This window comes from Candidatus Phycosocius bacilliformis (assembly GCF_003112735.1).
GTDB classification, from domain to species: domain Bacteria; phylum Pseudomonadota; class Alphaproteobacteria; order Caulobacterales; family Aquidulcibacteraceae; genus Aquidulcibacter; species Aquidulcibacter bacilliformis.
Window position 1 is genome coordinate 1 of record NZ_BFBR01000006.1, and the last position, 22,643, is coordinate 22,643.

The following is a 22,643-nucleotide window of genomic DNA, read 5'->3' on the forward strand; positions in this document are numbered from 1 at the left end:
AAATTGATGAAAAAATGCAACCAATTTATCGAGTTGAACTCAATTTATGGAATCGATTGACTTCGTTGAGCGCTCAAGAAAGAGAGCGGATATTATCTTGGTCTCAAATCTTGCAATCACTTATTGAAAACAAGAATCAACGTCATGCAGCACTAAAGCAACATTCGCCAGATTTCAAAGGTTTATTCGGTGGCCGTGACCGACCGAACTCATGGATGGGAAGATAAGGGCAAGCCACATCTATTCAAATTACACCCCCAAATTTGGCAGTCTTCCTCTCAAAAAATACCACTCATACGGTGGTATTTCAAAAAGTTTTCATATTTATTTTTGCAAAAACAGATCACTAATTCGACAGCCAGAGAACTACACGACCCACCAGCCTTGATTTCAGGGGTGTGTTTGGAAATTTGCCTTTATCCGTGAAGTCGAAGGCAATTGAGACGCGGTTTGCTGCGTCAAGTCCAGACTTCCGTTGGCAATCTGCCGAACCGGCGTAGCACGGCGGCGGACTTGACCCGTCAAAATCGCCCTCAAACAATCATCACAGGCCTGCGGTGTTTCAGAGCCCATATCAAGGGCCATCCCAAAAGAAGGGCATCCTGACGCTGTCATCCCGGACGGCGTCAGCCGATCCGGGACCTTGTGCCGCACATGCGTGATGAGGTCCCCGCTCTGCGCTGCGCTTCGGCGGGGATGACGCCCTAATGTCCTCCCCCGTTTACGGGGGAGGTGGCAGCGAAGCTGACGGAGGGGGGCGTTAGCGTGGCTGAGCTTCCACAACACCCCCTCCACCCTGCTACGCAGGGTCCCCCTCCCCCGCACGCGGGGGAGGAGATCAACCCACCCACATCACGCAGGCATCCCGGACGGCGTCAGCCGATCCGGGACCTTGTGCCGCACTGTCGCATGGAGGTCCCCGCTCTCCGCTGCGCTTCGGCGGGGATGACATCGTTTAGTTAGGTCAGCCAATAAAACGCGGTGTCATCCCGGACGGCGTCAGCCGATCCGGGATCTTGTGCCGCATATGCGTGGTGAGGTCCCCGCTCTTCGCTTCGCTGCGGCGGGGATGACATCGTTTAGTTAAGTCAGCCAATAAAACGCGGTGTCATCCCGGACGGCACCAGCCGATCCGGGATCTTGTGCCGCACATGCGTGGTGAGGTCCCCGCTCTTCGCTTCGCTCCGGCGGGGATGACATCGTTTATCTAAGGTTTTTGTCTGGAAGCGCTGGTGATCCCTATGGTCCACCAAACCGCAAACTCAATTGTTCTTGCGACATCTGGGTGGTCAAGTGCGCAGCTTTGCTGCGTCGCGACGCGATCGGTTTTCAGAGAAAACCGACACTTGACGACCCAGATGTCGCGCTCAAACTCGATGAGCCGGTTTGGTGAAACAGGGATTTCACCAAAGCGGTTCCAAGTGGAAATGAACATCCACACCACGCTGTCATCCCGGACGGCGTCAGCCGATCCGGGACCTTGTGCCGCACTGTCGCATGGAGGTCCCCGCTCTCCGCTTCGCTCCGGCGGGGATGACACGTGGTTAGAAACATCAACTTATACAACAACTTGTCATCCCGGACGGCGGTAGCCGATCCGGGATCTCATGACGCTAATACACAAGCTCTCCGCTTCGCTCCGGCGGGGGTGACATCGTTTTTGGAAGGAGTCTTATCTGGAAGCCCTTTTGACCTCAAACCGACTTGCCTCGATGGCCGAGGGCCGATGTCTCGCACCCTAGCCCTTCATCCCCCACAGCCCCGCGAGGTTGTTTTTCTGCATATCGCTGGACCCGCCCACGATGCGCATGCCCAGAAGATCGCGGACGTGGCGTTCCATGTCGAAGGCGTCTGACAAGGCATAGGCCCCAAGTACGCGCTGACAGATCAGGGCGATTTCTGCCGCGGTATCGGCGACAAACAGCTTAGCCATGCTCGATTCAATCCCGCAGGGCAGGTTTTGGGTGGCAAGCCAAGCGGCGTGATAGAGCATATGTCGACAGGCTTCGAGCTTGGTGCGGGCTTCCACCAGAGCGTGGCGAATGGCCTGATGGCCCGAGATGACTTTGCCGAATTGCACCCGCTCTTGTGCATAGGCCCAGGCCTCTTCAACAGCGGCTTGTGCGATACCAAAGGTGACCGCGGTGATTTCAAGCTTTTCCACATCCAGCGCCCGACCCGCCAGCATGCCCCAGCCCTTGCCCCATTTTTCAGGCCCCCCGACGATGTGCGAGACAGGAATGCGCGCATTGTCGAAATAAACATCGCTCGACAACGTATAGCGCAGATTGACATGCTCAATCGGCTGTAAGGTCACACCCGGCGTATCTTTGGGGATCAGAACAAAGGCGAGGTTCTTGCGCTTCTCATCGCTTTCGGTGCGGATCAGGCAATAGATATAATCGGCAAAATCGGCCCCGGTGCACCAACGCTTGGCCCCATTGATGACCACATGATCGCCCTCAATCACCCCGCGCGTGGTAACACTGGACAAATCCCCCCCCACATCGGGTTCCGACAGGCCATAACAGAACATCAATTCGCCCTTGGCCAAGGCCGGCAGATAGGCCGCCTTTTGGGCCTCATTGCCATTTTCAGAAATGTTCATCCCACCATAGAAGGCGCAATGGATGAAGGGCCCAGCCAGAAAGGCCCCTGCCCGGCACAATTCTTCAATCACGGCCACGGCGGCGTAAATGTCTTGGCCCACCCCGCCATAGGCCTCGTCCACCGTCAGGCCGCAAATGCCCATGTCTGCCAGTTCAGCGAATAGATCGCGCGGCCAGGTGTGAGTACGGTCCCACAGCTGACGCTTTTCGCGCGGGGCTTTGGTGTCCACAAAGCGGCGCAATTGCTGGCGCAGCGCCACCACATGATCAGGCTCTGCGGCAAAACTCGTCCCCATGATTACTCCCCGCTCAATGTCATCGGCCGCTTTTCCTTGACGGCGGCAACAGCTTCGGCCCGGTCGGCCATCATATTGGACAAGGTTTCATACGCCACGGCCGCATCCATGGTCAGATTGGCGGCTTGGCGCAATTGCTGGTTCATCACGACTTTGGTCCAACGGACTGCCCAGCGCGGATTGCCGAGGATTTTTTGGGCAAGTTCTGCCACTTTGCCATCAAGCTCTGCGGTGGGAACGGCATAATTGACAAGGCCGATGCGGGCGGCTTCGGCCCCTGAGATGAGGTCACCTGTCAGCAGCATTTCCTTGGCGCGCGCCATGCCGATCAAAGCGGGCCAAATCACAGCCCCGCCATCGCCAGCCACAAGACCAACTTTCACATGCGGATCGCCAATCTTGGCGGTGTCCTCGGCAATGATCACATCGCACATCAACGCAATTGTTGCCCCCAGACCTGCCGCGGCACCATTAAGGCGGCAGATGATGGGCTTTTCAAGTTCAAGGAGTGACAGCACGATCCGCTTGGCATCGGGTGCAATGGCACGAAAGCTGGCGGGATTGCTGATTTGCTCGTCAAACCAATCCAAATCGCCACCGGCACAGAAGACGCGGCCCTTGCCGGTCAGCACGATCAGGTCGCTATCAGGGTCCCGCTGGCAGTCTGTGAAAACGCGGGCCAATTCCTCATGCATGGCCTCATCCACGCCATTGACGGGATTGTTGCCGCTGATGGTAACGACCAGAACACGTGGGCCATAGCCTTGATCATAGGCAAATTGGATGCGGGAATAGTGCTGAAACGCCATTGCGCCCTCCCGGCCTAGATGCGTGCAAGTCGGCGGCCAAAAGTGGCACCGGGTTGGAACAGGGCACAAAAGGCCGCAGGCAGGCTGTCGATGCCCTCAGAGATGACTTCCTTCAGCTTCAATTGGCCGCTGTTGATCATGGCGGCGGCTTCGGCCTGCGCCTCGGGGAAAGCACGCAAATCGTCAAACACAACAAGGCCTTCCATCTTCAAGCGATGGGTGATGAAGCGGTCGGTATTGCGAATACCATGCCGGTCTGCCGGGGCGACATTATAGTCTGCCACTTGGCCTGAGACCACGATCCGGCCAAAGGGCCGCATGAGGGGCAGAATGGTGTCAATCATCTTGTTGCCGACATTATCGAACAAGATGTCGGCCCCTTCGGGCATGGCTGCCGCCAAGTCTGCCGCAAAGGTGGGTGAGCGATAATCAATCACCGCATCAAAGCCTGCTTCCTGCAAAAGCCAGTCAGATTTGGCCCCGGCACTGGCAACACCCACAACCCGCGACGCCCCCCAGGCTTTAGCCAATTGACCGGCTGTGGCCCCCACAGGCCCCGCCGCCGAGGTGACGATCACCCGGTCTCCCGGCTTGATCTGACCAACCCGCTTCAGGCCGAACCAAGCCGTCATGCCCGGCACACCCAACACCCCAATCCACGCCGACAGTGGCACACCAAGGTCTGGCAGTTTGGCGCAATAACCCCGGCCATTGGAAATCGTCTGGTCCGCCCAGCCAGAGCCTAAAGTCACCAATTGGCCAATCTCGAAGGCGGGGTTGAGGCTTTCAACCACATGGCCGACAGCAAAGCCGTCAATCACATCGCCAATCTGCAAGGCCCCTGCGTAGGAAGCCGTCCCCGAGAGGCGCGAGCGTGTACCCGGATCAGCCGAGACAAAAGCATTGGCGACGCGGAATTGCCCCTCTTTCAAAGCAGGCGGGTCAAGCGCTTCAAGTTTGAAGTCCTCCAAGCTGGGGGTTCCGGTGATGTGGCGGGCCAGGGTGATGCGGTGAATCTGTGTCATGATCCTAGCTTGGCCCGCATTCAGGCCCCTGTCAGCAAACATCTGCATCTGATGTGTCAGCCCGCCGTGACAGCCCACGCCACCTCAGGCAAGGATGGGACACGACATGTGTGATGAAACAGAGGCAAGTCATGGGCGAAGAAGCACAACAGCGGACTGGGGCTGATCAATTAGTCGCAACCCTTGCCGAACATGGGGTGAGCGCCTGTTTTGCTAATCCTGGCACCAGCGAGATGCATTTGGTGCAGGCCCTGGATCGAGAGCCGCGCATTCGCTCGGTCTTGTGCTTGTTTGAAGGTGTGGCAACCGGGGCCGCCGATGGCTTTGCCCGCATGGCGGGAAAGCCTGCCATGACGCTTCTTCACCTCGGGCCGGGTTATGCCAATGGTGCGGCCAATATCCATAATGCGCGGCGCGCCTATGCGCCCATGGTCAATGTGGTTGGCGATCATGCCACCTATCACCGCACTTTGGATGCGCCCTTGGCGTCTGATATTGAAACCCTCGTCAAGCCCAACTCGCGTTGGGTCGGGGTGGTGGAACAGGCCAGCGAGGCCGGCGAAAAGGCCGCAAAAGCCTTTATCGAGACCATGGGCCCACCGGCAGGGCCGGTAAGTCTGATTCTGCCAGCCGACAGTGCCTGGAACCCTGCAGGCCCAGACGCGCCCCGTGTTACGTTACCAGGTCTATCCCTTGTTGACCCCACCCAAATCGAGGCGGTGGCCGATGCGATTGCTCTGGCCCAGAAGCCGGTAATCCTGGTCAATGGCCCTGCCCTGTACGACGAGGCGGCGCTGACAACCATGTCGCGCTTAAAGGCTGCTGGCGTCCGGGTGTTATGCGACACATTTGTTGGTCGTCTGGCGCGCGGTGCAGGCCGCTTTGGACCCGACCGCATGGCCTATTTTGCCGAAATGGCGATGGAGGATTTGGCCGGCGTTGATCTGATGATTCTGGCAGGCACGGGCGTGCCGTGCGCTTTCTTTGCCTATCCCGGCAAACCGAGCATTTTGGTGCCAGAAGGCTGCACCACCATCGAGCTTTCAGCCCGCAGTGAAGATACGGCTGAAGCTTTGGCCGCCCTTGCTGATGCTTTGGATGCGCCCGACGCCCCACCGGCCCCAACCCGTACCCAACACCCGATGCCAACCGGCAAGATCACGCCTTACACATGCGCCACGTCCCTAGCACGCCATATGCCCGATCAAGCCATTATTTCCGATGATGCGGTGACCGCAGGCCTGCCCCATTTCATGGCCACCCAAACTGCCGCCCCTCATGATTGGTTGTTCCTGACCGGTGGGGCGATTGGCCAAGGCCTGCCTTTGGCGGTTGGGGCCGCCGTGGCCGCGCCCGACCGCAAAGTCATTGCACTAACCGGCGATGGCGCGGGCATGTATACGCTGCAAGCTTTGTGGACGATGGCGCGCGAACGCCTGCCTATCGTAACCGTGGTGTTTGCCAACCGCTCCTATCGCATTTTGAATATTGAGATGGGCCGCACCGGTGCGGGCCAGCCAGGACCCGCCGCCAGTTCCATGCTGTCGCTTGATAAACCTGCCCTCGACTGGGTAAAATTGGCCGAAGGTCAAGGGGTTGAGGCGGTATCTTGCGACACCGCCGAAGCCTTCGACACTGCCCTCGCCCGCGCGATTGCCGCCGATGTGCCAGTCCTGATCGAAGCGGTGATGTGAGGCATTCTCATTTTATGACTTTGACATGGTTTTGGTGACCCTTTTGGCCACCAAAACCATGTCGCTTATTGTCTTAGGGAGATTTAGCGCGTCAAGGTCAGATTTCCTTTGGAAATCTGTCGCAGAGCGACGCAGCAAAGCTGCGACCTTGACCCGAAAAATCTCCCAAGCAAACTATTAACAGGCCTTTGCCTAGGCAGAGCCTGCGGCAAAGGCGATCTAAGTAAAAATGATTCAGAAACAGCAATACTTACTCGGTGCTTCGCTTTCGGAATGCACCCTACGCCACCACCGTCCAAAGCTCGGTCATTTTGGGGCCCCGCAACTTTGATCCAAAAGCGATCATAGCGCGGTCCTTACAACGGTATATTGTCGTGTTTCTTCCATGGGTTCTCAAGCTTCTTGTGCTTGAGGGCGCGCAGAGCCTTGGCGACTCGGCGACGGGTTGAGTGGGGCATGATGACATCATCAATATAGCCGCGCTGGGCTGCCACAAACGGATTGGCGAAGCGGTCTTGATATTCAGCCGTGCGGGCCGCAATCGCATCCGGATCGCCCATATCGGCTCGGAAGATGATTTCCACCGCCCCTTTGGCCCCCATCACGGCGATTTCTGCCGTGGGCCATGCATAATTGACGTCGCCGCGCAAATGCTTGGAACTCATCACATCATAAGCCCCACCGTAGGCTTTGCGGGTGATGACGGTCACTTTCGGCACGGTGGCTTCAGCAAACGCAAACAACAGCTTTGCGCCATGTTTGATCAAGCCGCCATATTCTTGCTTGGTGCCCGGCATAAAGCCAGGCACATCAACAAAGGTCACAATGGGGATATTGAAGCAATCACAGAAGCGGACAAAGCGGGCGGCCTTGCGGCTGGCATCAATATCCAAAACGCCCGCCAGACTCATGGGCTGGTTGGCAACCACGCCAACGGTTGCCCCCTCGATCCGAGCAAAAGCGGTAATGATATTCTTGCCGAAGTCCTTGGCGATCTCGAAATAATCGCCTTCATCGACGACCTTCTCGATCAATTCCTTCATGTCATAGGGCTTGTTGGGATTGGCCGGTACAAGGCTATCGAGACTCATGTCAACCCGTTCCGGGTCATCATGGGTCGGCCGGGTGGGCGGCTTTTCGCGGTTTGAGAGTGGCAAGAAATCAACCAAGCGGCGCATTTGGAACAAAGTGTCGAAATCATTGTCAAAGCTGCCGTCGATCACGCCAGACTTTGCACCATGCACACTTGCCCCACCCAATTCTTCAGCCGTAACGACTTCATTGGTGACGGTTTTGACCACGTCAGGCCCCGTCACAAACATATAGCTTGTGTCCTTCACCATGAAAATGAAATCGGTCAAAGCTGGCGAATAGACGTCACCACCCGCGCAAGGCCCCATGATGACGCTGATTTGCGGGATCACACCGGAAGACATGACGTTTTCCATGAAGATGTCAGCATAACCCGCCAAAGAATCAACGCCTTCTTGAATACGTGCCCCACCCGCATCAAACAGCCCGATAACGGGCGCGCCATTGCGGGCCGCCATTTGCTGAACCTTGACGATCTTAGCCGCATGGGTCAGCGATAAGGACCCGCCAAACACGGTGAAGTCTTTTGAAAACAGATAGACAAGGCGGCCATTGATCGTGCCTTGGCCGGTGATCACGCCATCGCCGGGAAACTTCTGGGCATCCATCCCAAACTCAGTACAGCGATGCTCGACGAACATATCAAATTCTTCAAAGCTACCCTCGTCGAGCAAGATCTCAATGCGCTCGCGCGCGGTCAGCTTGCCCTTGGCATGCTGGGCATCAACGCGACGCTGACCACCACCGGCACGCGCTTTGGCGCGCTTGTCCTCAAGGGCTTGAAGAATGTCTTGCATGGGCCTGTTCCCCGATCCTGTGACGTCAGCAGGTCCGTCGCCCGCCGCGCAATCGGGTTAGCGGCACATAGCCGCGCTTGCAAGCCGTCCTGGCGGCGATCACGCCAGGGCGGGCAAATCCAAAATGCTCTCACACCGCTTAATCCACCTCTGGATCGCGGGATAACGCATAAGCTCAAATCCGCCTTGATCGGCAAACCGGGTGTAAGGCAATAGGGCAATGTCGGCGAGCGTAAGGTCTGCCCCAACAAAGAAGGCATGCTGGCTCAAATGCTCCTGCATTCGGGTCAGGACTTTTGCCCCACGTGGCAGGAGTGAAGGATCAATTTCGGCCTCCGACAGGCCCAAGAGATGAACTTTGGCACGGCGCACCGCGATGACGGGTTCATGGCTATATTGCTCCCAAAACAGCCATTCGAACATTTTTGCCCGCAAAAAGCGGTCCTGTGGGATGAGCCGACTGCCTTCTGCCAGATAGAGGATTATGGCATTGGACTGGGCTAGGGTGTTGCCGTCAGCCAGACGAACCACAGGCACCTCACCAAAGGGATTGAGGGCACGAAAGCCAGGTTCTGCAGTTTGCCCGGTCAAAGCCAAAACCTCGTGCCAGACATAGGGCAAGCCCAATAGGTCGGACGTCCAGCGCACCTTCAAACAATTGCCAGAGCGATCATCACCATAAATCTCCATGCCTGACCGCCCCTTCTCAATGTTCAAGATCACGCGAGGCCTAACACAACTATGCGATAGTTTGTTTCAAGAGTGCGGCTAAACACTGCAAAATCGTCCGCTGTGTGGTCCAGCCTCGACGTGTTGATCCAGTCGGTTTAAGGCAGACACGCTGGCGGGGATGCCGACATCCCCCGCTTAGGTGCCGGATGCTGGCCCTATTCTGGTAACCATGGAAGACCGCAAGGAAAGACCGACTGTGAGCGTTTCGATCAAACCCGTCATCACCGCGACTGGCCTTTACACCCCGCCCCATTCCATCACCAACGAAGAATTGGTCGATAGTTTCAACCGCTATGTCGCGCTGTTCAATGACGAACATGCCGAGGCAATCGCGGCGGGTGAGATTGTCGCCCTTGTGCCCTCGTCGGTTGAGTTCATCGAGAAGGCCTCAGGCATCAAAGCGCGCTATGTCGTGGATAAGGACGGCATTCTTGATCCCACAATCATGACCCCGCGTATCCCAGAACGGCCCAATGAGGAATTGTCGATTCTGGCTGAGCTGGCAGTCCGCGCCGCCCATCAGGCCTTGGAACGCGCCGGCCGCGATGCGGCCGAGGTTGATGCTGTAATCTGTGCCGCATCCAACATGCAGCGGGCCTATCCGGCTATGGCCATCGAAATCCAAGCCGCACTGGGCTGTAATCCAGAAGGGTTTGCATTTGACATGAATGTGGCTTGTTCATCGGCCACGTTCGGAATCCAGACCGCGGCAGATTTTGTCCGCGCCGGCCATGCCCGCAGTGTGCTGGTGGTCAATCCTGAAATCTGTTCGGGCCATCTTAATTTCCGCGACCGCGACAGCCATTTCATCTTCGGCGATGTCGGCACAGCCATTTTGATCGAAGCCGAAGACAAAGCGGCGGGCAAGCCGCATTGGGAAATCCTTGGCACCAAGCTTAAAACCCAATTCTCCAACAATATCCGCAATAATTTTGGCTTCCTGAACCGTACCGCGCCCGAAGGTATTGGCGCGCGCGACAAATTGTTCGTGCAAGAAGGCCGCAAGGTGTTCAAGGAAGTGGTGCCGATGGTGGCAGCCATGATTATCGAGCATCTTGACACGCTGTCGCTGCAACCAACGGATTTGCGGCGGATGTGGCTGCATCAGGCCAATGCCAATATGAACCGGCTGATCGCCAGCAAAGTTCTGGGCCACGATGCCAATGATGATGAAAGCCCAACTGTGCTGGATACCTATGCCAATACATCATCGGCAGGTTCGATAATTGCTTTCCACAAACACCAAGATGATTTGGTGGCTGGCGACACCGGCCTCATTTGTTCCTTCGGGGCGGGATATTCAGCTGGCTCAGTTTTTGTCCGCAAGGTGGGCTGAACGACTTTACTTTGGGCAAGCATCTTATTTCAGCCTAACCTTACGACAGTTTCACTCGACAATTGACGTGGACATTGTCACCACATGTCGGGTGCATTGCATGTCGGGGTTTGAGTACATGTTGATCTTCGCCATTTTGGCCGCAGGTTTTGGTGCCTCTGGGGCAGAATCAAAACCCGAGGCAGAGCTTCTTTTGCCAGCACCGGCCAATGTCACACTCAATGAGCCACCAAATCACCTTGAGCATCCATTTGAGCAATCCCCGCCAGAGCGGGGCTATATGGTGGTTGTTCAGCCTTCAGGAGAATCGACGGATGGCGAGGCGGCAATGCGCCAAGATGGCGGCCCGCGCTGGCTTGAACCTCCCGGTGGCTGGGTGAGCCCGTCCTTGAAATCAAGGCCCCATAAAGTCCACCCGCTGACCCGCCCTGCCTTGCAGCCCGACGTGCCGACCCACCCTGCTGAGGACATGCGGCGCGAAGGCCAGCAGCGATAGCAGTCTTGCCCTGATGCAAAGGCCGCAGGTCTGGTTTAGTCTTCGACCATGCGTGAAGCCCCCTATGTGACCCCGGTCCGGATTGACCTTGTTCGACGTGACGATGGTGCGATCCTTCTGTCCAATCCCCACCCCCTGCGCCCTGCTTTTGCGAATGTGGTTGAGCCCTTGGCCTATTGGGCCCAACAGGCGCCTGATCGCTTATGGCTGGCAGGCCATGAAGGCGGGGCGTGGCGACATCTGACCTATCGCGATGGATGGACACTGGTGCGATCCTTGGCGACCGGCCTGTTTGGGCGCTTTCCCCGTGGCAGTGTTATTGCCATCGCTTCGTTCAATTCGATCAGCCACGCACTTTTGACCTATGCAGCGCCCTTGGCCGGCTTGGCGGTTGCTGCGATCACACCAGCCTACAGTCTCAAAGCACGTGATCCGCGCCGCCTACATGAAGCCCTCAAAACCGTGCGGGCAGCAGCAGTTTTCATGGAAGGGCTGGCCTTTGCCACGCCTGCCCTGTGGGCCGAGGAAGCTGGTGTCCCCGTTATTGCGCCCGGGGACGGTTTTGGGACTGAGGGCGCTGTGTCCCTCGACAGCCTTTTTGGCGATCCTGAGGCGGCCCCCGACCCCGCAAGCCTCGACCCCCGCGATGCGTGCAAATATCTTCTGACCTCAGGCTCAACCGGGGCACCCAAAGCGGTGACGGTCACGCATGCCAATTTGGCGATCAATGCGGCCCAGATCCGATCGACCTTTGATCCCGCGCGCGAGGCCACCATGTGGCCAGACGGCATCATCATGGCCAATCATTTGCCGTGGAGTCATTCGCTGGGCGGCAATGCGGTCCTGCACATGTTGCTGCATGCCGGGGGCAGTTTATGGATTGATCCAGGTACGCCAACCGCCGAGGGACTCGCAGCCAGCATAGCCACCATCAAGCACGTCCGGCCCAATTATCACATCACCGTCCCCTTGGGCTGGAGCCTGTTGGCCGGGGCGTTGGAACAGGATGAGGAACTGGCAGGGGCGCTGTTTTCCAATTTGCGCATCATGCAATATGGCGGGGCGGCTTTGACCCAGGATGTGTATCGTCGGCTTCAAGAGGTCGCAGTCCGAGTGACCGGGCAAGAAATCACCTTGGCAGCAGGCTATGGGGCGACTGAAACCGCCCCGACAGTGTGCAATGTGCATTGGCCCAATGAGGTGATGGGCTTGGTAGGCCTGCCTGTTCCTGGCCTCAGCCTGAAACTTATCCCCCAAGGTGGCAAGCTTGAAGCCCGCGTCAAAGGCCCCGGCATCACCCCGGCCTATCTTGATGCGCCGGAAAAGACAGCCCAAGCATTCGATGAAGAAGGCTATTATAAGCTCGGCGATGCTTTGCGCTTTGTCGATCCAGAAAGACCCGAAGCTGGCCTCGCCTTCGATGGCCGGCTGTCTGAAGAGTTCAAACTCGATAATGGCAGCTTTGTGCCTGCAGGTTTGGTTCGCCCGTCACTTGTCCAAGCCTCTGACGGTCTGTTCTCCGATGCGGTCATCTGTGGGGAAGGCCAGCCCTTCGTGGCAGCCCTCGCCTTTGTAAATCTCACCACAGCACGCACGCTCGCCGGCCTCGATGAAGATCTGGAGACTTTGGTCTGGCATGGGCGCGTCAGGGATCACGCGCTTTTAGCCCTTGAACGGGCCGGGGCAGGTCAACCCGCGACCCGCCGCGTCAGGCGTCTCATTCTATTGACCACGCCGCCGAGCCTTGAAGACGGTGAGATCACTGATAAGGGCTATCTCAACCAGGGGGCCTGTCGCACCTGCCGGGCCACACAGGTTCAAGCCCTGTTCGCAGCCGAACCTGGGCCTGAGGTGATTTTGCTCTGATCAAGCCCCGCTCACCCCGGCAGAGCGAAATTAGCCGGATGCTTGCCGGTGGCCGCCACATAATGGCTGCGGATCAATTGCCAATCAGCCTCATAATCACCTGTGGGCTTCAACACGCCACTGATGCGCACGGTCTTGGTCGCAAAGTCCATGACAGCAAAAATAATTGGCACAACAGCGGCTTGGGCGATCAGATAATAGCCTTTTTTCCATTCCTCGACGCGCCCGCGCGTCCCTTCTGGCGGGATTGCCAAAAAGAAGTCACGCGCCTGATCAAAAGCAGATGTCATGCTGGCCACCAGCCCATTGGGTGTTGAGCGATCAACCGGAACACAGCCTAACCATGTCATGATCTTGCCAAACGGGCCTTCGGTCAGGCTCTTCTTGCCCATGAAGCGCAAGGTGACACGGTATTGGCCAGCCGTTGCCAGCATCAAGATACCATCCCAATTTGATGTGTGGGGTGCGGCCAGAATCACAGCTTTGCGAATATCGGGCCAATCCCCCTGTAAGCGCCACCCGCTGAGCTTGAGATAAAGAGCACACAGATAACGCCAGATTTCTGGGATAAAGCCGCGATAAGGGGCGGGCCGATGGGTGCTAGGGTCAAAGACTTCGTGGCTTTGCATGTCGGGCACCTGTTCCTCCGCGTCCTGTATTCAGGCAAGTCACAAGTCTCGGGCATCTGTGTGACTCGGCCAATGCACAAAAGCAGTCAAACACTGACACAACCTTACCCGCGACACATGCCTTGTCGTGTCGGATCGGTCACATCGGCCGATGAAATACCCCGCCAAGACGTGCGCTTGATTGACTTTACAGGCGATTGCGCCCACGGGAGGACCACGGAGCCTGCCATCCAGGGGGATTGCAGGTAAGTCGCGCCAGATTCGGCGCCACGCCGCACGATATGGTGAGACAAATATGACCGATGCCAACGGGACCGGAGATACCGGCCCGATTAGCGAGACTCCAGTTGGCGTAACCTTCGCCGACCTGGGCTTCTCGCCCCCGCTTCTCGAGGCTATTGCCGAGACTGGCTATACCAAACCAACTCCGATCCAGTGGAAAGCAATTCCTGAAGTCCTCAATGGGCGCGACGTGTTGGGCATCGCCCAGACGGGTACAGGAAAGACGGCGGCCTTTGTGTTGCCCATGATCGAGCGTCTGGCCCAAGGCCGGGCTCGAGCCCGTATGCCCCGCACACTGATTCTGGAGCCGACGCGCGAATTGGCCGACCAGGTCGCCGAGAATTTCCGCAAATATGGCCGCAATCATAAGCTGACCATGGCCCTGCTGATCGGCGGGGTGTCGTTTGGCGACCAAGACGCGCTGTTGACCAAGGGCGTTGACGTGTTGATCGCCACCCCTGGTCGTCTGCTCGATCACTTCGAGCGCGGCAAGCTACTCTTGACCGGGGTCAATATGCTGGTCATCGATGAAGCCGACCGCATGTTGGATATGGGCTTCATCCCGGATATCGAGCGGATTGTGAAGCTGACGCCTTTCACCCGTCAGACGCTGTTTTTTTCGGCAACCATGCCGCCTGAAATCAAGCGGCTGACCGAACAATTCCTGCAAGGCCCGGCACGCGTTGAAGTGGCCCGCCAATCCCAAACCGCTGCCACCATCACCCAGCGCCTTCTCAAAAGCCCAGCATCTGATCCCAAGACCAAGCGCACGGTGTTGCGGGTTGCCATTGAAGCGGCCATGCCGACGATGAAAAATGGCATCGTGTTCTGCAACCGCAAAACCGATGTGGATATTGTTGCAAAGTCTCTGTCCAAGCATGGCTTTAACGCAGCCCCCATCCATGGCGACCTGCAGCAAAGTCAGCGCATGGCGACCTTAGAGCGCTTCCGCAACAATGATCTGCAAATCTTGGTGGCCTCGGATGTGGCCGCGCGCGGCCTCGATATTCCCGACGTCAGCCATGTGTTCAATTATGATGTGCCCCGCCATGCCGAAGATTATGTGCACCGCATCGGCCGCACCGGGCGGGCTGGGCGGCTGGGCGAAGCCTTTATGATCGTGACACCGGCTGATTCAAAGGCACTTGATGCGGTTGAAAGCCTGATTAAGTCCCCCATCGCTTTTGCTGAACTTGAGGGCCTGCCCCGCGACCGGGTTGAGGATCGCCGCCCTGCCCCGGCGCGTGAGGCAGGCAAATCTGCTGGCCGGACGCGCCGCGGTCGCCGACCTGACAGTGAGTCTGAAGACGTCAGCTCTGAGGCCACAAGTGACAGCCCGGCAGTCGAGAATGACAGCCCGTCCCAAAACCGCAGCAGTCGCCCAAGTCGGCGTCGGTCGCGATCTTCGCCTGCAGAGGCGTCACATTCTGCCACCGACCCCTTGGCCGTGATCAATCTCGAGGATGGTGACGGCAGCCATCTTGGCAGCGACTTGGTGGAACATGATACAAGCGAAACCACCAGCCATGGCCATCGCGATCGTGATCGCGGGGATCGCACTGATCGGGGGCCTCGTCGCGACCGCGAACGCGGGCGTCATCGACATGAGCGGGATCGGCCACGCCAAGACCGTCGACGGGATGAGGATCAAGACGTGTTGGCCTTTGGCGATGATGTGCCAGCCTTCATGAAAATCCCCATTCACATCAAACCGATCCAACCCGAAGACGCCGAAAGCCAGTAAAGCCGCCATTGCCGGGAGCTTTGGTGCCAGCTTGTGTGTGCCTTCCCCCATGCAAGGCGCGACTTTGTGCCGCGCGCACAGGGCGGAATCGGGTGCGCGTTTGGCTTGCAGGTTGGGGCTGGCTGTGACAATACCAGTTGATCATGCGAACCATTCTCAAAAACGCCCGCCCACGCTCTTTGTTTACGCTTGCAGCCTCATTGGGCGCGCTGATGGTGATTGCCGGTTGTCAGCAAGACAAGTCGGCCACCGCCAACCAAGGCGAAGTCAATATCTATTCTGCCCGTCATTATGACGCGGACGAACAGCTCTATGATTTGTTTGAGAAGAAGACGGGCATCACCCTCAACCGGATTGAGATGAAGGGTGACCTCCTGCTTGAGCGCCTCAAGGCCGAAGGCGATCAAAGCCCGGCAGATATTATTCTATTGGTCGACGCGGGCAATTTTTGGCGGGCTGAAACCGCTGGTCTGTTTCAGCCAGTCGATTCCCCCATTCTCAATCAGATTGTGCCGGCAAAGCTGCAAGGGACGAAAAAAGATTGGTTTGGTTTTGCTAAACGGGCGCGGGTGATTGCCTATGATCCGGCCCGCATCAAGCCAGAGCAAGTCGCCAGCTATAGCCAATTGACCGACCCTGGTCTGAAAGGCTTGGTGTGTGTGCGCCCGTCCAGCAATGTCTATAATTTGTCGCTGATGTCGGCCTTGATGGATAGCTGGGGCAAGGAGCGCGCCGAGTCGTGGGCCAAAGGGGTTGTCGCCAATTTTGCCCGCCAACCTGAGGGCGCAGACACAGACCAACTCAAAGCCATTGCTGAAGGCAAATGCGCGGTCGCGATTGTCAATCATTATTATGCGGTCCGGCTGAAGCGCTCAAGCGACCCGGTTGAACAGGCTGTCGGGGCCAAAATCGCCCTATCTTTCCCGGACGAAGCCGACCCCGGCAAAGCCGCCATCGGTACGCATGTGAACATTTCCGGAGGTGCCCTGGCCGCCCATGCACCAAACAAAGCCAATGCGATCAAATTCTTGGAGTTTCTCGCCAGTCCTGAAGCGCAAGCCATTTTCGCGCGCGCCAATGATGAATTCCCGATTGTGTCCAGTGCACTGGATGACAATAGCGAGCTAAAGGCCATGGCGGGCTTCAAAGAGGCTGAGACCCCAATGTCTGTTCTGGGCACAAACCAGCCAGAAGCCCAGAAGATTTTTGACCGCGCAGGCTGGAAGTGAGCATTCTTGATCCCGGGGCAAAGTTTGCGCCGCTGCAGGCTTGGCAAGGCGCACGATTGAGTGCGTCAAAGCTGAAAACGTGGCTCGTTGCTTTGCTGATTGGTGCTGTGATTGTGGCTGTCCCCGGCCTGCCTGTTGCCTTCACACTTATGGCAGCTTGGCAACCCAGCAGCAGCTTTGAGCACATCGCGGATGTCTTGCTCTGGGACATGGCTTGGACAAGTCTTGGCTTACTCGTCTTGGCAACCACTTTGGCCACTGTGGTTGGCGTCCAGACGGCTTGGGTCGTGACAGCCTATCATTTCTGGGGACGGCAAACCTTAAGCTGGGCGCTTGCGTTGCCTTTGGCGATGCCTGCTTATGTTGCGGCTTATGCGTGGGGTGATTTGATCGGGGCGCGTGGCTTTTGGGTTGCGCTATTGGTCTATGCCAGCACACTCTATCCTTATGTCTATCTGGCGGCCCGCAGTGCATTTGAAGCCCAATCTGTGTGTGCACTTGAGGCCGCACGCCTGTTAGGGGCAACACCGTGGCGCCGATTTGCAAAGGTTGCGCTACCACTCGCCCGACCCGCTATTGCCGCCGGTGCGGCCCTTACCGGATTGGAGATTGCCGCCGATTACGGCGCAGCTGATCACCTCGGCGTGTCGACCTTGACCATTGGTGTCTTTAGGGCTTGGTTTTCGATGGGCGATTTGGCTGGGGCAGCGCGATTGGCCAGCCTCCTGCTTCTGGGCGTACTCATCTTAGTTTGGCTGGAGCGACATGCGCGCAAGGGGTTGATTGCCGGTGGCTCCACCCGCTGGCGCACCCCGCCGCGCGCCCAGCTGTCCTTCGCCAAACAGGCCTTGATGTTTGGCGCGTGTTTGATCGTTCTTGGCATTGGTCTGGTGATCCCGGTCAGCCATCTTGCATGGTTGGCCATTGCCAATGGTGTGCCGGAGCGAGCCCTTGGCCAGCCCATCATCGCGACTGCTTCATTATGTGCGCTCGGTGCGCTGGTGACCCTCGCCTTGGCCGGGATCAGTGCGTTTGTTGGCCAAAGCGGCCGCCGCGCCAGCCAGTTCGTGCATGCCGCCAGTCTGGCTGGCTATGCCACACCCGGTGCCGTCACCGCGCTCGGGATACTCGCAGCCTTAAGCCTCAGCGGCCATCAGATTGCTGCGGCATTAAGTGGACCATTAGCCATTGTGGCTTTGTGCTATGCCTATGCTGCCCGCTTTAGTGCGGCAGGCCTTGAACCCTTGAGCGCAGGATTGGAGAAATCCACCCGATCCATGCGCGAATCGGCGTCCACATTGGGGGCGAGCCGCTGGTCGCGCTTCCTGCGCTTGGAAGCCCCATTGGCTGCACCATCAGCCTTTGCAGCGGCCCTGATTGTGGCGGTTGAAATTGCTAAGGAATTACCGGCCACCACCATCTTGCGACCGTTTGGCTTCGACACTTTGGCGGTACGGGCGCATGCCTATGCTGCCGATGAACGTTTGGGCGCTGCTGCGTGGCCTGCCTTGACCATCGTGGCTTTGGCGCTCATCCCGACGTTGATTTTTTCCCACGGACTGTCCAAGTCTCGCGCAGGGCAATCATGACCCAATTTGCCCTTGAAGCCCGCGCAATCAGCCGCGCCTTTGGTGCCGTCAAGGCCCTTGATGGGGTCAGCCTTTCTGTGCCCGCTGGCAAAGTTGTGGCCCTATTGGGTCAATCAGGTTCAGGCAAAAGCACATTGCTGCGGGTGTTGGCTGGCTTGGAAGGGATTGATGCCGGTCAGGTTCTGGCCGACGGCCACGTGGTCAGTGACGCCCAGCTAATTGTCCCACCAGAACAACGGCCTCTGGGTATGGTGTTTCAAGATTATGCCTTGTTTCCCCATCTGACCGCCTTGGGCAATGTTGCCTTTGGCTTGGGGAAGCAGCCAAAGGCTGCCCGCTTGGCCTTGGCAGAAAATTGGCTTGACCGGGTCGGGTTGAGCCACCGGGCCAATGCCTATCCGCACCAGCTCTCAGGGGGCGAACAACAACGTGTGGCTTTGGCCCGTGCACTGGCTCCCAGCCCCCGGGCAGTGTTGATGGACGAACCCTTCAGTGGTCTCGATCCCCATTTGCGGGCCGAACTGCAGGCGCGAACTTTGGCAACTTTGGCAGATGCCGGTGTCGCCGCCCTAATCGTCAGCCACGACACAGAAGAGGCTTTGGCCGTGGCCGATGAAGTCGCCATTATCGAGGCAGGCCGCATCCTGCAAAGTGGGCTACCCCATGAAGTCTATAACCAACCCGCATCCTTGGCCGCCGCGCGCGCCTTGGGTGCTGTTTGGGCGTTGGAAGCCACAAGCCAGCATGGCCGTGTCGAAACCCCGTTCGGCACCTTCCCCTGCCCCCATGTTGGTCAGGTTCTGCTATGTGCTCGCCCCGAGGCTACGCAGGTCACTTTAGCGCCAGACGGCATGTTTGGCGTGACAGACCGGCGTGGAGTTGGTCGCTTCCGCATGCTGCGCCTGAAGACGCACGCAAGCCCGATAGGAACGGTGATGGCCCAGGTGGAGGCCAATAAGGCCCCAGAGATCGGGAGCGCAGTCCATATTGAGATCAGCCCAGAAGATGTGTTTATCTTCCCCCATCAGCCGACCCCAGCGACGTGACTTGAAAATCATCCTAAGCTTGGTCAAGGTGGGCCGATGAATGCGCTGCTCGCCCCGCTCAGTCGGTTGATAAAGGCCCGCCTTGATCCGGGTGCAGAGATCAGCGACCTCAGTCGACTATCGGGCGGGGCAAGCCAGGAAACATGGTCCTTTGTCATCCAGTCTGAAGGATGTGAACCTCGCAAGCTGGTTCTGCGACGCGCCCCATTTGCCCGCGACGGCGGCAGCGAAGCCATTGGTCTAGCCCTAGAGGCAGAGATTATGGCTGCCGCCGGGCGCGCCAAAACACCTGTCGCACCCATCGTTTATGTCTGCCAACCCGAAGATGGATTGGGCGAGGCCTTCATCATGGCCCATGTTCCAGGCCAGACGATTGCGCGCAAAATTCTGCGCGATGAGCAGTTTGCCGACGCGCGAACCAAATTGGCCCGCCAATGCGGTGCGGCTATGGCGCGCATCCATGCCATTGACCTCGACAGCCTGCCAAAAGGCTTGCCGCTTAGTCACGGCCTTGACCAGCTTGACCGTTATGAAGCCATTTATCGCAGCTTTGGCATGGACAGGCCGGTATTCGAACTTGGCTTTGCCTGGTTACGTCGCCACGCACCTGCCCCCCGTCCAACCACGCTGGTTCATGGCGATTTCCGAAATGGCAATCTGATGGTCAATGCCGAGGGCCTAGCCGCGGTGCTGGACTGGGAATTAGCCCATTTGGGTGACCCGCGCGAAGATTTGGCCTGGATTTGCGTCAATTCCTGGCGATTTGGCGAACGGTCACGCCACGTTGGTGGCTTTGGCGACCTCACGGATTTGCTTGCCGGTTATGCACAGGCAGGTGGCCCACAGATCACAGCCGATGAACTGGTCTGGTTTCAGGCTCTGGGCAGCTTGAAATGGGGCGTCATGTGCTTGATCATGTATCAGGCCTATGTCACCGGCGCAGACCGTTCTATTGAGCGGGCCATGATCGGGCGGCGTGCGTCGGAGGCAGAAATCGACCTCCTCAATCTGATTGAAGGCCGTCCCCATGCATGAAGCTCCGTCGTCGCAGGAATTGCTGAGCTCGGTCATCGGGTTTTTGCATGATGTGGCAGCCCCGCAATTAAGTGGTCAGGCCGGCTTTCATGCCCGTGTTGCGGCCAATGCCTTGGCGCTGATCGGCCGTGACATGGCCCTGCGACCAGAGGCCGAGGCCCGCGAGCGCAGCCTCTATGCGCAGCTTCTGCAGGCCGATGATCGCGACCTGCCAGCCCTGCGACAACAGCTCTGTGGCGCGATCCAGCGCGGCGATTTTGACCTCGATGATCCGGCACTCCTGGCGGCCTTGCGCGCTGTCACCGAGGCTCAGCTGGCCATCGACCAACCCGGCTACAGTGGATTGACGCCATGAAACCGAACTGGCGACGATGGATCTTTGGGGCCATAATTGGCGTCAATATGCTGATCGGGCTAACGGCCTATCTGATGCGCGACAATTTGTTCCGCGAATTAATCCAGCCCGCGGTACCCTTCCAAGTCGACGAGCCACCCCCCCTACCCGATTACAGCGATGCGGCAGCGTGGGCCCTAAGGCCACAGGAATCCTCGCCCGATCAGGGCAAGGCCGATGTCTTCATTGTTCACCCCACCACTGCTTGGAGCGGCTCGACGGGCTGGAATATGGACATTGCCGACAATGTTGCCCGCACGCGGCTGGAAACCATTGCCTTGCCTAATCACGCCGAGCCTTTTGCCGGAGCAGGTCCCCTCTGGGTACCACGCTATCGCCAAGCTGTCTTATTTGCCCTGTTATCTCAGCGCGATGATAGCCGTGAGGCCCTAAACCTGGCCTATGAGGATGTGGAGCGCGCTTTTGAGGCTTTCCGCGCCGCCCGCGACCCCAAGCGCCCATTTGTGCTGGTGGGACTTGGCCAAGGCGGACTGCATGTGATGCGCTTGCTGCAGCAAAAAGGTGACCTTGGGCCGATGTTGGCGGCGACCTATTTGATCGATCAGCCGGTTCCCGAATCGCTCTATGAGGGCCCACAAGCCGTGCCAGGCTTTCCCCGACCCTGCCAAACAGCCCAGCAAACCCGGTGCTTGATCAGCTTTACCAGTCTCGATGGCGGCGACCGGCGCGGTGAACATATTCTCACCCAACGCTCTACCATCTGGACCCAAGCACGCGGCTATCATGCCATTGAAGGGGCGCCGATTGCCTGCATCAATCCTTTGACTGGTTCGCAAGCACAGACCCATGCAGGGCCCGGCACCAATCGCGGTTCGGCGGCAGCCAGTGGTTTGGAGCGCGGGACAGAACCTGCTTTGCTGCCCGGTGAGACCGGTGCCATCTGCCGCAACGGTCTGTTATGGGTTGAGGTCAACCGACCGGCTGCTTTGTCGCGCGCCCGCTTTGAGCTTGGTACTTTCTATAAGATTACCGGCTATAATTTATTCTATGCCGCTTTAGCCAATGATGTTGAGACACGGTTGGCCAATCTGAAATGAGTTTTTGAGTGCGAGAGCAAAGGGCCCTTTGAGCGGAGATTTCGTCATCCTCGTTGTGTGGTTCCCAAAATGATCATTGCCTTATCGTTTCAATCAATCTTGGTCGTATAGCGATAACTCAAACAGGAACGGCCCGCCTGACGCTGAGCAATAATGCCAGTCGGGTCAGGCAGGCCGCTAAAGCCCCGGTGGTGGGGTGCCTGATTACATGCCGAAGCGGTTCTTCAACTCCACGGTCATTTCCTGCAGCGCCTTGGCTGACACCGCGTCTTTTTCCCGGCTTTTCCAGTATTTGGTGAGCTTCTTATAGCTCTTTAGCGGAGCCTTGACGCCAAGGATTGGCAACAAGCGGACAACGAAGAATAGGCTTGGCGTGATGGTGCAATCGGCCACTGAAAACTTGTTGCCCGCCGCATGCTTTTTGCCCGACATTACATTTTCCAGATGACCCAAAGCCGTATTGACGTCGCCAATGGCTGCTTTGACCACTTCAGGATCCTTGCCAGGCCCCAAGAGGCCGAAAATCTTGCCCATGGCAGGTCCGACATAAATATCATTCACCCGCGAAATCAAACGCACTTGTGCGCGCTCTTCAGGCTTGCGCGGACGCAGCGCAGGCTTGGGGAAAGCATCTTCAAGATATTCAAGGATGACTTCGGACTCAGGCAGAGCCATTCCGGAATCCGTCACCAGACACGGCACTTTGCCAATCGGATTGATCGCGAGATATTCTTCACTTTTCAAGCTGCCACCGGGCGGAGACAAATATTCCACACTCAAACCCTTCGCGGCGACTTGCATCTTCACGCGTTGGACAAATGGACTGAGGTCACTTCCATATAATTTCATCGCGTCAACTCCCTTCTACGCACAAACGGCCCCCTC

19 protein-coding genes are annotated in these 22,643 nt (G+C 57.8%); 12 read left to right on the forward strand and 7 right to left on the reverse strand.

Annotated elements, in window-relative coordinates:
* On the forward strand, positions 1-227 hold a 227-nt coding region (locus tag PbB2_RS16280), incomplete at its 5' end, for a hypothetical protein (RefSeq protein ID WP_238164960.1).
* 1,511 nt (positions 228-1,738) lie between these two features.
* On the opposite strand, the gene PbB2_RS09980 is transcribed toward PbB2_RS16280, so the two are convergent.
* The 3 genes from PbB2_RS09980 to PbB2_RS09990 are packed head-to-tail and all read right to left on the reverse strand — an operon-like array spanning position 1,739 to position 4,739.
* Complete coding sequence (locus PbB2_RS09980; RefSeq protein WP_108985186.1) at positions 1,739-2,905, reverse strand: acyl-CoA dehydrogenase family protein; 1,167 nt, start codon at positions 2,903-2,905, stop codon at positions 1,739-1,741.
* A 2-nt stretch (positions 2,906-2,907) separates the two neighbouring features.
* Positions 2,908-3,714, reverse strand: a complete 807-nt coding sequence (locus PbB2_RS09985; RefSeq protein WP_108985187.1) for an enoyl-CoA hydratase/isomerase family protein — start codon at positions 3,712-3,714, stop codon at positions 2,908-2,910.
* Positions 3,715-3,728: 14 nt separating this feature from the next.
* Positions 3,729-4,739 (reverse strand): NADP-dependent oxidoreductase, encoded by a 1,011-nt coding sequence (locus tag PbB2_RS09990; protein WP_108985188.1) that lies wholly within the window; start codon positions 4,737-4,739, stop codon positions 3,729-3,731.
* Between the two features lie 113 nt (positions 4,740-4,852).
* Between PbB2_RS09990 and PbB2_RS09995 the strand changes: the two genes are divergently transcribed.
* Positions 4,853-6,433 (forward strand): acetolactate synthase large subunit, encoded by a 1,581-nt coding sequence (locus tag PbB2_RS09995; protein WP_238164961.1) that lies wholly within the window; start codon positions 4,853-4,855, stop codon positions 6,431-6,433.
* A gap of 356 nt (positions 6,434-6,789) precedes the next feature.
* Here the strand turns inward: PbB2_RS09995 and PbB2_RS10000 are convergent, their stop codons facing one another.
* Together PbB2_RS10000 and PbB2_RS10005 are read right to left on the reverse strand one after the other, a co-directional pair.
* Positions 6,790-8,322, reverse strand: coding sequence for an acyl-CoA carboxylase subunit beta (locus tag PbB2_RS10000; protein ID WP_108985190.1), 1,533 nt, complete (start codon positions 8,320-8,322; stop codon positions 6,790-6,792).
* Positions 8,323-8,421: 99 nt separating this feature from the next.
* Entirely contained in the window at positions 8,422-9,045 is a 624-nt protein-coding gene (locus tag PbB2_RS10005) for a glutathione S-transferase family protein (protein WP_305790463.1), read from the reverse strand.
* Between the two features lie 178 nt (positions 9,046-9,223).
* Here PbB2_RS10005 and PbB2_RS10010 point away from each other — a divergent pair, with 178 nt between their 5' ends.
* From PbB2_RS10010 to PbB2_RS10020, 3 genes are all read left to right on the forward strand, one after another.
* Complete coding sequence (locus tag PbB2_RS10010) at positions 9,224-10,390, forward strand: beta-ketoacyl-ACP synthase III (RefSeq protein WP_192576304.1); 1,167 nt, start codon at positions 9,224-9,226, stop codon at positions 10,388-10,390.
* A 118-nt stretch (positions 10,391-10,508) separates the two neighbouring features.
* Complete coding sequence (locus PbB2_RS10015) at positions 10,509-10,886, forward strand: hypothetical protein (protein WP_108985191.1); 378 nt, start codon at positions 10,509-10,511, stop codon at positions 10,884-10,886.
* Positions 10,887-10,934: 48 nt separating this feature from the next.
* Positions 10,935-12,752 carry an AMP-binding protein gene (locus tag PbB2_RS10020; protein WP_108985192.1) on the forward strand — a complete coding sequence of 606 codons (1,818 nt, stop codon included), beginning with the start codon at positions 10,935-10,937 and terminating at the stop codon, positions 12,750-12,752.
* Positions 12,753-12,763: 11 nt separating this feature from the next.
* On the opposite strand, the gene PbB2_RS10025 is transcribed toward PbB2_RS10020, so the two are convergent.
* On the reverse strand, positions 12,764-13,381 hold the full coding sequence (locus PbB2_RS10025; protein WP_108985193.1) for a 1-acyl-sn-glycerol-3-phosphate acyltransferase: 618 nt from the start codon (positions 13,379-13,381) through the stop codon (positions 12,764-12,766).
* Between the two features lie 295 nt (positions 13,382-13,676).
* On the opposite strand from PbB2_RS10025, the gene PbB2_RS10030 reads away from it, so the two are divergent.
* The 7 genes from PbB2_RS10030 to PbB2_RS10060 all read left to right on the forward strand — a co-directional run bounded on the left by PbB2_RS10030 (position 13,677) and on the right by PbB2_RS10060 (position 21,758).
* Entirely contained in the window at positions 13,677-15,407 is a 1,731-nt protein-coding gene (locus PbB2_RS10030; protein WP_108985194.1) for a DEAD/DEAH box helicase, read from the forward strand.
* A 143-nt stretch (positions 15,408-15,550) separates the two neighbouring features.
* Positions 15,551-16,636, forward strand: coding sequence for an extracellular solute-binding protein (locus tag PbB2_RS10035; RefSeq protein WP_108985195.1), 1,086 nt, complete (start codon positions 15,551-15,553; stop codon positions 16,634-16,636).
* Positions 16,633-18,225, forward strand: a complete 1,593-nt coding sequence (locus tag PbB2_RS10040; RefSeq protein WP_108985196.1) for an ABC transporter permease — start codon at positions 16,633-16,635, stop codon at positions 18,223-18,225. The genes PbB2_RS10035 and PbB2_RS10040 overlap by 4 nt, the downstream gene beginning before the upstream one ends.
* Positions 18,222-19,271 (forward strand): ABC transporter ATP-binding protein, encoded by a 1,050-nt coding sequence (locus tag PbB2_RS10045; protein WP_108985197.1) that lies wholly within the window; start codon positions 18,222-18,224, stop codon positions 19,269-19,271. The genes PbB2_RS10040 and PbB2_RS10045 overlap by 4 nt, the downstream gene beginning before the upstream one ends.
* A gap of 36 nt (positions 19,272-19,307) precedes the next feature.
* The gene (locus PbB2_RS10050; RefSeq protein ID WP_108985198.1) at positions 19,308-20,306 is read left to right on the forward strand and encodes a phosphotransferase family protein; all 999 of its coding nucleotides are present in this window, start codon (positions 19,308-19,310) and stop codon (positions 20,304-20,306) included.
* Entirely contained in the window at positions 20,299-20,661 is a 363-nt protein-coding gene (locus PbB2_RS10055; protein ID WP_108985199.1) for a DUF6285 domain-containing protein, read from the forward strand. Before PbB2_RS10050 ends, PbB2_RS10055 begins: the two co-directional genes overlap by 8 nt.
* The gene (locus PbB2_RS10060) at positions 20,658-21,758 is read left to right on the forward strand and encodes a DUF3089 domain-containing protein (protein WP_108985200.1); all 1,101 of its coding nucleotides are present in this window, start codon (positions 20,658-20,660) and stop codon (positions 21,756-21,758) included. The genes PbB2_RS10055 and PbB2_RS10060 overlap by 4 nt, the downstream gene beginning before the upstream one ends.
* Before the next feature lie 204 nt (positions 21,759-21,962).
* Here PbB2_RS10060 and PbB2_RS10065 read toward each other — a convergent pair whose 3' ends face one another.
* The gene (locus PbB2_RS10065) at positions 21,963-22,607 is read right to left on the reverse strand and encodes a glutathione S-transferase family protein (RefSeq protein WP_108985201.1); all 645 of its coding nucleotides are present in this window, start codon (positions 22,605-22,607) and stop codon (positions 21,963-21,965) included.
* Positions 22,608-22,643: the final 36 nt, after the last annotated feature.